This window comes from Brevibacillus fortis (assembly GCF_003013395.1).
In the GTDB taxonomy this organism is placed as follows: domain Bacteria; phylum Bacillota; class Bacilli; order Brevibacillales; family Brevibacillaceae; genus Brevibacillus; species Brevibacillus fortis.
The window spans coordinates 1-10,714 of record NZ_PXZM01000055.1 but is presented as its reverse complement, the minus strand read 5'-3'; the positions used below and the strand labels follow the sequence as shown (position 1 = coordinate 10,714).

At 50.0% G+C, this 10,714-nt stretch carries 12 protein-coding genes; 9 read left to right on the top strand and 3 right to left on the bottom strand.

Annotation, left to right across the window (positions count from 1 at the left end; genetic code table 11):
* Nucleotides 1-78: 78 nt before the first annotated feature.
* Nucleotides 79-906, top strand: a complete 828-nt coding sequence (locus C7R93_RS28140) for a DUF2161 domain-containing phosphodiesterase (RefSeq protein ID WP_106841887.1) — start codon at nt 79-81, stop codon at nt 904-906.
* A 30-nt stretch (nt 907-936) separates the two neighbouring features.
* On the opposite strand, the gene C7R93_RS28135 is transcribed toward C7R93_RS28140, so the two are convergent.
* The 3 genes from C7R93_RS28135 to C7R93_RS28125 are packed head-to-tail and all read right to left on the bottom strand — an operon-like array spanning nt 937 to nt 2,743.
* Nucleotides 937-2,142 (bottom strand): NAD(P)/FAD-dependent oxidoreductase, encoded by a 1,206-nt coding sequence (locus C7R93_RS28135; RefSeq protein WP_106841886.1) that lies wholly within the window; start codon nt 2,140-2,142, stop codon nt 937-939.
* A complete protein-coding gene (locus C7R93_RS28130; RefSeq protein ID WP_106841885.1) occupies nt 2,139-2,474 on the bottom strand; it encodes a (2Fe-2S)-binding protein in 336 nt (111 codons plus the stop codon). Before C7R93_RS28130 ends, C7R93_RS28135 begins: the two co-directional genes overlap by 4 nt.
* Complete coding sequence (locus tag C7R93_RS28125; protein WP_106841884.1) at nt 2,471-2,743, bottom strand: (2Fe-2S)-binding protein; 273 nt, start codon at nt 2,741-2,743, stop codon at nt 2,471-2,473. Before C7R93_RS28125 ends, C7R93_RS28130 begins: the two co-directional genes overlap by 4 nt.
* Before the next feature lie 147 nt (nt 2,744-2,890).
* On the opposite strand from C7R93_RS28125, the gene C7R93_RS28120 reads away from it, so the two are divergent.
* The 8 genes from C7R93_RS28120 to C7R93_RS28090 all read left to right on the top strand — a co-directional run bounded on the left by C7R93_RS28120 (nt 2,891) and on the right by C7R93_RS28090 (nt 10,420).
* Nucleotides 2,891-3,958, top strand: coding sequence for a M24 family metallopeptidase (locus C7R93_RS28120; RefSeq protein WP_106841883.1), 1,068 nt, complete (start codon nt 2,891-2,893; stop codon nt 3,956-3,958).
* A gap of 221 nt (nt 3,959-4,179) precedes the next feature.
* On the top strand, nt 4,180-5,847 hold the full coding sequence (locus C7R93_RS28115) for a peptide ABC transporter substrate-binding protein (RefSeq protein ID WP_106841882.1): 1,668 nt from the start codon (nt 4,180-4,182) through the stop codon (nt 5,845-5,847).
* Between the two features lie 21 nt (nt 5,848-5,868).
* Nucleotides 5,869-7,014: a branched-chain amino acid ABC transporter substrate-binding protein gene (locus C7R93_RS28110; protein ID WP_106841881.1), complete on the top strand. Its 1,146-nt coding sequence runs from the start codon at nt 5,869-5,871 to the stop codon at nt 7,012-7,014.
* 41 nt (nt 7,015-7,055) lie between these two features.
* Entirely contained in the window at nt 7,056-7,829 is a 774-nt protein-coding gene (locus C7R93_RS28105; RefSeq protein WP_482758278.1) for a branched-chain amino acid ABC transporter permease, read from the top strand.
* Complete coding sequence (locus C7R93_RS31220) at nt 7,802-7,957, top strand: hypothetical protein (RefSeq protein ID WP_482758277.1); 156 nt, start codon at nt 7,802-7,804, stop codon at nt 7,955-7,957. Before C7R93_RS28105 ends, C7R93_RS31220 begins: the two co-directional genes overlap by 28 nt.
* 3 nt (nt 7,958-7,960) lie before the next feature.
* A complete protein-coding gene (locus C7R93_RS28100) occupies nt 7,961-8,968 on the top strand; it encodes a branched-chain amino acid ABC transporter permease (RefSeq protein WP_106841880.1) in 1,008 nt (335 codons plus the stop codon).
* The gene (locus C7R93_RS28095; protein WP_106841879.1) at nt 8,931-9,707 is read left to right on the top strand and encodes an ABC transporter ATP-binding protein; all 777 of its coding nucleotides are present in this window, start codon (nt 8,931-8,933) and stop codon (nt 9,705-9,707) included. Before C7R93_RS28100 ends, C7R93_RS28095 begins: the two co-directional genes overlap by 38 nt.
* Nucleotides 9,704-10,420: an ABC transporter ATP-binding protein gene (locus tag C7R93_RS28090; protein WP_106841878.1), complete on the top strand. Its 717-nt coding sequence runs from the start codon at nt 9,704-9,706 to the stop codon at nt 10,418-10,420. Before C7R93_RS28095 ends, C7R93_RS28090 begins: the two co-directional genes overlap by 4 nt.
* The last annotated feature ends 294 nt before the right edge of the window (nt 10,421-10,714 follow it).

Here is a 10,714-nt window from a genome sequence, read left to right as displayed (position 1 = left end):
ATTCAGTTTTGAAGGAATAACGAAGAGAGGAGTCAATCCACTGGATTGGCTCTTTTTCCTATAGGAGAAGGGGAGCACATGGAACCAAAAGCAGAGAAAAAATATGAAGCTGACATGTACGAACCGATTCGAAATTATTTTGTCGCGCAAGGATATGACGTTTTTGGCGAGGTCAAGCATTGCGATTTAACGGCTATCAAAGGCGAGGAACTGATCATTGTTGAGTTTAAACGCAACCTAAGTGTGGAATTGCTCATTCAGGCTACCAAGCGACAACGCTATACCGATTTTGTTTACATGGCAATCCCGAAGCCCAAATACAAGTTGTTTTCGAAAAAATGGCAAGATATATGCTACTTGGTTAGACGTCTCGAGCTCGGTCTCATTCTCGTGTCCTTTCCAAAAAGAGGGGCAGCAGTCATGGAAGTGAATATATCACCGGGACCGTTTGATCGGGTAAAAAGCAAGCAATTCAATCAAAAAAAGCGAAACCGCATCATTGAAGAGATGCGGGGAAGATACGGCGATTACAATGTGGGCGGCAGTTATCAAACCAAGCTCATGACAGCCTACAAGCAGAGCTGCATTCAAATCGCGACGTTGCTCCAACAGCATGGGCCGTTATCGCCCAAATTACTCAAGAGTAAAGGGGCTGGGGAAAAAACCTCGTCGATTCTTATCCAAAATCATTACGGGTGGTTTAAACGTGTGCAACGAGGACTGTATGCGATCACGCCGACAGGAGAGAGAGAAATCGCGGAATACCCTGAGCTGATTGCTTACTATCGAGAACAGGCAGAGGAAATACACGATTCGCTTTCTCTGGACGCAGAGTTGTCATCTTCATCGACTATCAAAGCACAAACCAGAAAGAAAAAACAAAGGCAGCCTGCCGTGAAAGAATGACGGGCTGCCTTTTCCTATTGAAGGAATGAATTAGGGCGCGATCCATTCTGCTGTCATTTGCCCCACCAGTGCACGCCCAGCCACAATGTCTGGATGGAACTGGATCGTTGCATGTTGCCGGACGATTTTCACCTGTTGAATGGCATCCGATAATGGCTGTTCATTCGTCAGCTTCCCCCGAGCTTTTGCGATAGAAAGTCCCGCGACCGTGCCTTGAGCCATTGCCACTTTGGCACTTTCAATTCCCGTGATATTGCCGGCAACATAGAGTCTAGGGACTGGCGTTCGCATGCTTTCATTGTGTAACGGGACATGCCCGCCCAAGGATGGAACATAGGCAAATGGACACCCGGCAATCGCTGCTAATTCAGCGAGTGGACTTAATCCCCCTGCGATACAGACGAAATCAGCTGGAATGACTTGTTCGGTTCCATCTATAGGCGAACCATCGGCTGCCACCCTGGCGATACGGACACCCTCGACTTGAGACGTTCCGACGATCTCCAGAGCTGTTGTTCGCAGCTGAATCGGGATATCCCACATGGAAAAACCTTTCGAGGGGTAGAGGGCGATTGCCAGCTTTTGCATCCATGGACTCCTCATCAGCTTGCTCCCGATCCGAATCATCAGGGAAGGGGCAAGATGGGCGACGCGCAATAAGGATTGCATCACTGCTTCTGGTTGCCCCGCGGTGCCGCTGACAGTCGTACTAGGTGGGAGAATCATTCGATCCACCGTAACTCCAGCCAATTGCAATTCCCGTGATATCGCCACTGATAAGATATTGACCCCAATGACTACCCCGCGTTGTCCTACGCGCACTCGCTGCACATTTGTCATGACTTGAGCAGCCCCGATGGACATCACGCCGGGTAACGTCCACCCTGGCACAGGCACGGCTGCTTCAGAAGCCCCGGTTGCGATCAGGAGCAATGGGACTGTCATTTCCCCCTGTGTCGTAGAGACGACCCAGCCATTCTGGGATTGCGTCAAATGGAAGACGGAGACGCCGCAACAGATTTCTACACCGAGACTTTTCGCTGTCTCTGTGAGCCGGGCCGCCTCATCCAGTCCATTCCACCACATACCGTCCGGTTCTTCGTGAAGTTGTCCGAGCAAGCGGCCCCCTGGGCGATAAAACTCATCGACTACACGAACAGCCAATCCCTGCCTGGCACTTGCAATTGCTGCAGATAAGCCAGCAGGTCCAGCCCCGATGATGAGAAGGTCGATCATGCATGATGCCCTCCTTTTTTCAAAGGAGTAGGAAGGAGCGAACCCGCATTTACCTGCATACCTTCCTGAACAAGCGTCATACAAGCACGCACGGTAGGAATACCGTCTACATGAACGCGACATTCATAGCAGTGACCGATGTTGCAGTAAATTCCTCGCGGTGTTCCTTTTTCCTCATGCACCCGAAGTGTGCGGACCCCTGCGGCCAATAGGGCCCCCGCAATCGTCTCGCCTTCATAAGCCATATAGACGGAGTCGTTATAATGAAAAGAAAGCTGCTTTCTGTCACCGAGTGAACCGAGGACAGGATGGTGATCAATTCGTTGACTCATGCCCTATGACCCCCAAGCGTATGAAATGAGACAGGTCGGATAGGCGGTTGGTATCCGAGAGGTACAGTATGAGAAGGCGCTTGGCCAGTTACTTGCTGAATAACCTGATCGATCATTGTACGGCAGGTTCTCCCACCGCAACAGCCCATTCCGGCTCTGGTCCGTAGTTTTAGCTCGCGTGCGGTACATTGATAGGTTTGGGCGGTCTCTACCAATTCAGCGAGAGTGACTTCTTCACAACGGCAGATAATCAATGGATGCGATTCCATGATGAAGCCTCCTTTCATTCTTGCTTGATGAAAATGCAAGTGTCGTGCCATGAGGAAGCGAGTGAGCTCGTCCTGGCTGGCACAATACTTGCTGAATATTCCCAAAGAACTAGCCAAATCACGACAAACAAAAGAGGGATGACAGAGATGGAAAAAGTAAAAAGACTGCGTGAACAATTCGATTCACTTGGAATTGACGGGCTTTTGATCACCAATGGACAAAATCGCCGATACCTCACGAACTTTACAGGTACCTACGGAGTTGTTCTCATCTCACGGGACCAGGCCAAGCTCTTCACAGATTTCCGTTACATAGCGCAAGCACAATCACAAGCAACAGACTTTGAGATCGTTTATTTGCCGACAAAGGAATCCGTATACAGTGAAGTAGCCCGCCAGGCGGAAGCGATGGGGATCAACCATCTCGGCTTTGAGGAGGAGAATGTCACCTTTGTCTTGCATCGCAAATACAGCGAGGCCGTCAAAACAGCATTCATTCCGACGTCAGGTGTCATTGAGGGATTGCGGTTGATTAAGACAAAGGAAGAGCTCGCAATCATCCGAACGGCTGCGCAAATTGCCGATGCTGCCTTTTCCCATATTACTTCCTTCCTGCGTCCAGGTATCACAGAGCTTGCGGTGTCTAACGAATTGGAAATGTTCATGCGAAAAGAAGGGGCGTCAGGTTCTGCTTTTGACATCATTATTGCTTCTGGCTATCGTTCCGCACTTCCTCATGGCGTAGCAAGTGAAAAAATAATTGAAGCAGGAGATATGGTCACAATGGACTTTGGCGCATTGTACCAAGGCTATCGCTCTGATATTACCCGTACGGTTGCTGTTGGCACTCCTGATGAACAGCTCAAAGCCATCTACGAGATCGTTCTGGAAGCACGCAATCGTGCTGTTGCAGGCATTCGTCCTGGCATTACCGGGAAAGAGGCAGACGCCTTCGCACGGGACTACATCACGGAGCAAGGCTATGGTGAGCGATTTGGACATGGGATGGGGCATGGAGTGGGCCTGGATATTCATGAGGAGCCTTTTATGTCCACACGTTGCGCAGTTGTTCTCCAAGAAGGCATGATTTTGACAGTGGAGCCGGGGATTTATATCCCAGAGCTTGGTGGGGTCCGAATCGAAGACGATCTGGTTGTCACTGAGAGTGGCAATGAGGTGCTGACACATTCACCGCGCGAATTGATCATCTTGTAAATCGAGAGACAAAAGCCTTGGCCGAGTAAGTGGGCTGAGGCTTTTTTTGTCTAAAAGCGGTGTCTAAGATTTGAAACACAAAAAGATATACAGTGTACAAATAAATTTACAACAACCGACCCTATGACTACACCACTGCCTCCTTCATTTTTGGCACACCTCTTGCATTCTGATAATTCTGAAAACCGATGCATAACGACTGAAAAATGGGGGTTGATCAAATGAAAAAAAGTATTTTCGCTCTAATGAGTAGCGTAGCGGTGATGGGATTAGCTTTAGCAGGATGTGGAGGAGGACAGCCAGCAGCGAAGCCAGCCGAGCAAGCATCACAGAGCGGACAGTCGAGCACGCAGCCAGCACCTGCCACCACTGCTAAAGAACCAGCAAAAGCACAAGTTCTTCGCTGGAATCTTCATTCCGAGCCACCCACAGGTGATCCTGGACTTGCGGAAGACACGACATCTGCTGCCATCGTCAAAGCTGTTTTTGATGGACTGACACGCATCGGGCCTTCAGGCAAGCCGGAGGAAGCTGTAGCTGAGAAAATTGAAGTATCGAGTGATATGAAAACATACACATTCAAGCTGAGAGACTCCAAGTGGAGCAACGGAGAAGCGGTCACAGCGCACGATTTCGAATATGCGTGGAAGCGAGCTCTCGATCCGAAGACAGCGTCCAATTACGCCTACCAGCTCTATTACATCAAGAATGCGGAGAAAGCGAACAAAGGAAATGGCAGCTTGGATGATGTCGGCGTAAAAGCATTGGATGACAAGACCCTCCAAGTAGAATTGACGAATCCAACCCCGTTTTTTCTGGAGCTAACCGCCTTCCAAACTTATTTCCCGGTAAATAAAAAGGTAGTCGAGTCTGATGAAAAGTGGGCTGGAGATGCCAAAACGCACATAGGAAATGGTCCATTCAAAATGGAGTCCTGGGAACACAAAAGCAAAATGGTACTCGTGAAAAACGACAACTACTGGGACAAAGATAGTGTCAAGCTGGGCAAGATCGAGTTCTCGATGGTGGAGGATGAAAATACAGAGCTGTCCATGTTCGATAATGGCGAAATTGACTGGGCAGGTAGTCCGTTAAGCTCGCTGCCAACAGATGCGATGCCAGCGCTCAAAGACAGCGGAAAGCTGCAAGTAAAGCCTGTCGGTGCTACCTACTGGTACAAGTTCAATACAGAGAAACCTCCGTTCCATAACGTGAAGATTCGTAAAGCTTTTGCCTACGCTATTAACCGACAAATCTTGATCGACAACGTACTCCAAGCGAATCAGCAGCCAGCGATGGCAGCAGTTCCACCGACCATGGGACTCAATACGGGCGGTTATTTCAAAGACAATGATCAAGAAACGGCTAAAAAGCTGTTAGAAGAGGGAATGAAAGAGCTGGGCATCTCCAAACTGCCGCCGATCAAGCTCAGCTACAACACGTCGGAAGGGCATAAAAAGATCGCAGAAGCGATTCAGGACCAATGGCGCCAAAACCTTGGTGCAGAAGTGAAGCTGGAAAATCAAGAATGGAAAGTGTACCTCGAGACCATGCACGAGGGCAACTACCAGGTCGGGCGTCTCGGCTGGTCGGGTGATTTCAACGATCCGATCAACTTCCTGGAACTGTTTAAGGAGAAGGATGGGGGCAATAACGATACGCGCTGGGAGAATCCGAGATTCAAAGAGCTGCTGAATCAGTCCGCGACAGAGAGTGATCCGGAAAAGCGCAAGGCGATTCTGCGTGAAGCCGAGCAAATCATGATGGACGAAATGCCGATTATGCCGATCTACTTCTATACGCATACATGGGTGAAGAATGACAAGGTAAAAGGAATCTTTCAGGATGGTTTAGGCGCAATCGACTGGAAATGGGCATCAATCGAATAATATTCGAATGGGGGATGGGCTATGAAAAAATGGGGAAGCGTGATAGTCTCGGCGATGTTGACTCTATCGCTGGCTGTAGCGGGATGTGCCAATCAAGGATCTTCTACTGGAGGTGCAGAAGCTGGCGAAATTCTCGTTGGGGTGATTTTGCCAGTAACTGGTAACAATGCGACGGATGGAAAAGACATGCAAAACGCCATCGAAATGGCTGTCAAAAAAATAAACGACAGCGGTGGAGTTATTGGAAAAAAATTGAAGATAGAAGTGGCTGATGATGGGTGTGATCCGCAAATGGCGACGACAGCAGCCAATAAGCTGGTCTCCCAAAACGTAGTCGCTGTCGTCGGTGGCTACTGCTCAGGTGCGACACTACCCTCATCGGGTGTATTCAAAAATGCCAACATTCCCATGATCGTTCCCGCAGCCAACTCAGCCAAATTGCCCACACAAGGCCATGACACCCTATTTTTGATCAATGGCCTAACCCCAGATCAAGCACAAACCGCAGCAGATTACATGGCAGCGAACCAAGCGAAAAAAGTCGTACTCATTCATGATAATTCAGCCTACGCCAAGGACTTGGCCGATTTTGCCAAAGCGTCCGTTGAAAAATCAGGAGGCACCGTCATTGCGTATGAAGCAATCAATCCAGAAGAAAAAGATTTCAGTGCGCTGGTAACCAAAGTAAAAGGCCTCCAACCGGACGCTACGTATTTTACCGGCTATTATGCGGCTGGCGGACTCATGGTCAAACAATTCAAGCAAAAAGGTGTATCCGGCTTGTTCCTCGTTGGCGATGGCTCATTCAGTGAGGACGTTATCAAGATTGCAGGTGCGGACAACGCAGAAGGGCTGCTGATTACCGCGACTCCTACAGCCGAATTCATCGAGGGAGCAGAAGCGTTCACCTCTACGTACAAGCAGACGTACAACAACTTGGCACCGGGTCCCTTCTCTGCGTTGAGCTACAATGCGGTCAATCTGCTGGCAGATGCGATCGGGCGAGCGAACTCGACTGATCGTGACGCCATCAAAAAAGCGATCAAAGAAACAAAGGATTTCAAGGCACTTGGTCAAACAATCTCGTTCAACGCCCAAAATACGCTGGATACCTCCAACTTCGCCGTTTTGAAAGTGACGGGTGGCAAGTTCACGTTAGCGAAGTAGGGTCTACGTCAATTATTGCCTTAAGTAAGGATGGTGGAGGAATGGATATTCTCGTCCAAACATTGGCGGACGGACTGGTCATCGGTGCTTTTTACAGTTTGATCGCTTTGGGCTACACGATGGTTTTTGGCATTATCAAGCTGCTCAACTTCGCGCATGGGGATTTGTACATGCTCGGTGCATTTGTCGGCTATACCTTGCTCAGCGTGCTCGGCAAAGACTCTTCCGGAGCAGGCTTGATGGGAATATTGATTGTCTTATTGCTTGCGATGGTGATTGTCGGGGTCATCGGGATGGGGATCGAGAGGGTGGCTTATCGGCCGCTCCTGTTGGCTCCACGACTCTCTATCCTGATTACGGCAATTGGTGTCTCACTCTTTTTGGAAAACGGCTCGATGATTATTTGGGGCGCGCAGTATCAAGTGTATCCGTTGCAGTTTTCTCACGACGGTATTAGCTTGTTAGGGGCCAAAATCACGTATGTCCAAATCGGGCTTGTCCTCATCTCGGCGCTTTTGATGCTGAGCTTGCACCTTTTCATCAATCGTTCGCTGTACGGCAAGGCTATGCGGGCGATTGCGCTCGATCAGACGGCTTGTCATCTAATGGGCATCCATGTGCATAAAGTCATTGGTTTGACCTTTTTCATCGGTGCTTCGCTGGCAGCAGGTGCAGGCACGATGGCAGGTGCTTATTACGGAACCGTCAATTTCATGATGGGCTTTATCATTGGACTCAAGGCGTTTACGGCGGCGGTTTTGGGGGGATTGGTAGCATTCAGGGCGCGATGCTGGGCGGGCTGTTGCTCGGGATGATGGAGACAGCCGGAACGTTTATTTTCGGCGGTTCATGGAAGGACGTCGTGGCTTTTTCCTTGTTGATCCTGATTCTCGTATTGAAGCCAACTGGCATCATGGGTGAGAAAGTGACAGAGAGGATGTAGCGGATGAATCCATCTCGAAAAAAAATCGCTGTTGTTCTGTTGCTCGCTGTCGCGTGTGTACTGCCGTTTTTGTCCAATAACTACTGGCTGGATGTTGCGACACTTGCCTTGTTCTACGTTGTCTTGGCCCAGGGGCTGAATGTGGTGGTCGGCTTTGCTGGATTACTCGACTTAGGCTACGCCGCCTTTTTTGCCGTAGGCGCTTATACGACAGGCATTTTGATGACGGTCTATCAATGGTCGTTTTGGCTGACCTTGCCTGTTTCCATGGTATTAGCGGCTATTGTGGGTGTGATCATCGGTGCGCCGACACTTCGGCTGCGCAGTGACTATCTGGCAATTGTCACCCTCGGCTTTGGGGAAATCATTCGTATTTTAGCGATTAATCTCCCTATTACTGGATCAGCATCTGGCATTTACGGCATACCGCGTCCTTCTATTGGGGGCTATGTTCTTGGCGGACAGATCGACTTTTACTATTTGATCTTGATCATTGCTGTTTTGGTGGTGGTGGCTGTAAACCGGTTGGGCACGTCCCGCATTGGCAGGGCGTGGATGTATATCCGCGAAGACGAGGATGCTGCAGAGGCGATGGGCATTAACCGGATCAAGATGAAATTACTGGCGTATTCGATCGGAGCTGTCATTGGGAGTCTGGCTGGTTCTGTTTTTGCTGTCAAAATGAGTGCGATTGCGCCGCTCAGCTTTAGCTTTACCCAGTCCATCATGATTCTTCTGGCCGTGGTCTTGGGGGGCTTGGGCAGCATTCCCGGCGTCGTCTTGGGCGCCGTGCTGGTCATTGCCTTGCCGGAGCTGCTGCGCTCGGTGGAAGATTGGCGGTATTTGATCTTCGGTGCCGCGCTGGTCGCGATGATGCTGTTTCGCCCCCAAGGGCTGTGGCCTGCCCGCTATGAGACGAAAAGAGACACGAAACGTGGCGAAACAGAAGAGGCTACGGAAGGGGGCAGCGGTAATGACGTCAAGCTTGACAGTGAAAAATGTAACGCTTAAATTCGGCGGTCTGACTGCGGTAAACGATTTGTCTTTTGATATCAGCCCAGGCTCGATCAGCAGTATCATTGGCCCGAATGGAGCGGGGAAAACATCCGTCTTCAACATGATCACCGGATTTTATCGTCCGACTGCGGGGCAGATCATCCTGGCAGGCAACCAGCTCGTGGGAAAAAAGCCAAGCCAAATCACACGGCTCGGCATGGCGCGAACGTTTCAAAACTTGCGGCTGTTTCCGAATTTGACCGTCTTGGATAATGTCAAATCAGGCATGCACAGCCGCACGAGTCAGACTGTATGGGGAGCTCTCTGGCAGACACGCGCTCAGCGCCGAGAGGAAACCTTTATCGAGGATTCGGCAAGAGATTGCCTTCGCTTCGTGGGGATAGAAGACAGTTGCGACCGCATTGCCAAAAACTTGCCGTATGGCGCTCAGCGTTATTTGGAAATCGCGCGGGCCTTAGCTACCAAGCCGCGAGTGCTGCTCCTCGATGAGCCTGCTGCCGGGCTGAATTATGAGGAGAAGGAAGACCTGATTGCTTTGATCAAGCGAATTCGCACCCATTACGAGCTGACAGTGCTGATCATCGAGCACGATATGGGTTTGATCAAAAAAATCTCGGAAAAAGTAATCGTCCTCGACTACGGACAGAAGATCGCAGAGGGAACTCCAGAGGATGTGCTCAGCAATCCGCGTGTCGTAGAAGCCTACCTGGGAAAGGAGGAGGAGGCGATATGACACCACTTTTGACAATCAACAGCATTCATTCGTTTTACGGGAAAATTGAAGCGCTTAAAGGCATCGACCTGCATGTGCAAGAAGGAGAGATCGTCGCACTGCTAGGCAGCAATGGTGCAGGCAAGAGCACGACACTCAAAACGATTTCTGGAATCGTTCGACCAACCAGTGGAGATGTCTTGCTTCATGGAAAGAGTCTCGTAGGCTGGGCTCCTCACCAAATTGTCGAGGCAGGCATCATCCATGTACCGGAAGGCAGGCGGATCTTTGCTGGTTTGACTGTCCGTGAAAATTTGGAGCTAGGCGGTTTTACACTGAGAAAAGAGAAGGCGGCCATCGGAGAGGGGATTGAGCAGGCTTTCGCGCTGTTCCCTCGATTGAAGGAGCGGAGTGAACAAATGGGAGGAACGCTGAGCGGAGGCGAGCAGCAAATGCTCGCAATCTGCCGCGGTCTCATGGCACGTCCAAAGCTTTTGATGCTAGATGAGCCGTCGATGGGGCTCGCCCCAATAATTGTGGTTGAGATCATGAATATCATTAGAGAAATTAACAGGCAAGGCACGACTATCCTTTTGATCGAACAAAATGCCAAGGCAGCGTTGAAGCTAGCTCATCGCGGCTATGTAATGGAGACAGGGCACATCGTCATGGAAAATAAGGCAGACGTGCTCAGGACCGACGATTCGATCGTCAAAGCGTATTTGGGTGCGTAGGCTGAGTGGAACAGGATAATTGCTTGATGACAAAGGAGGAATCAACCATGGAATTGATTCGAATTTTGTCTGAGGTGTTGCCGCCTAAAGAAGGGCGACGTTTTCCTGATTTTTGTTTGCGTTGGCGTTCGATTTTTAAAAAGAGGCTGTAGTGGGGAAGAAGCGTATTTCCAGTCTACGCTTCGGCCTACGCCCCGCAAGGGGGGATTGACTGCCCGCTCCGGAATGAATGCACTGACCCCTGTCAAGTAGACAGCATATAGAGAGCAACACTAAGGAGTCTGTAAAATATTC

Bases quoted from the DNA above. Each gene is read 5' to 3' on its own strand.
- C7R93_RS28140 (WP_106841887.1), top strand. From the start codon at position 79: ATGGAACCAAAAGCAGAGAAAAAATATGAAGCTGACATGTACGAACCG.
- C7R93_RS28135 (WP_106841886.1), bottom strand. From the start codon at position 2,142: ATGATCGACCTTCTCATCATCGGGGCTGGACCTGCTGGCTTATCTGCA.
- C7R93_RS28130 (WP_106841885.1), bottom strand. From the start codon at position 2,474: ATGAGTCAACGAATTGATCACCATCCTGTCCTCGGTTCACTCGGTGAC.
- C7R93_RS28125 (WP_106841884.1), bottom strand. From the start codon at position 2,743: ATGGAATCGCATCCATTGATTATCTGCCGTTGTGAAGAAGTCACTCTC.
- C7R93_RS28120 (WP_106841883.1), top strand. From the start codon at position 2,891: ATGGAAAAAGTAAAAAGACTGCGTGAACAATTCGATTCACTTGGAATT.
- C7R93_RS28115 (WP_106841882.1), top strand. From the start codon at position 4,180: ATGAAAAAAAGTATTTTCGCTCTAATGAGTAGCGTAGCGGTGATGGGA.
- C7R93_RS28110 (WP_106841881.1), top strand. From the start codon at position 5,869: ATGAAAAAATGGGGAAGCGTGATAGTCTCGGCGATGTTGACTCTATCG.
- C7R93_RS28105 (WP_482758278.1), top strand. From the start codon at position 7,056: ATGGATATTCTCGTCCAAACATTGGCGGACGGACTGGTCATCGGTGCT.
- C7R93_RS31220 (WP_482758277.1), top strand. From the start codon at position 7,802: ATGCTGGGCGGGCTGTTGCTCGGGATGATGGAGACAGCCGGAACGTTT.
- C7R93_RS28100 (WP_106841880.1), top strand. From the start codon at position 7,961: ATGAATCCATCTCGAAAAAAAATCGCTGTTGTTCTGTTGCTCGCTGTC.
- C7R93_RS28095 (WP_106841879.1), top strand. From the start codon at position 8,931: ATGACGTCAAGCTTGACAGTGAAAAATGTAACGCTTAAATTCGGCGGT.
- C7R93_RS28090 (WP_106841878.1), top strand. From the start codon at position 9,704: ATGACACCACTTTTGACAATCAACAGCATTCATTCGTTTTACGGGAAA.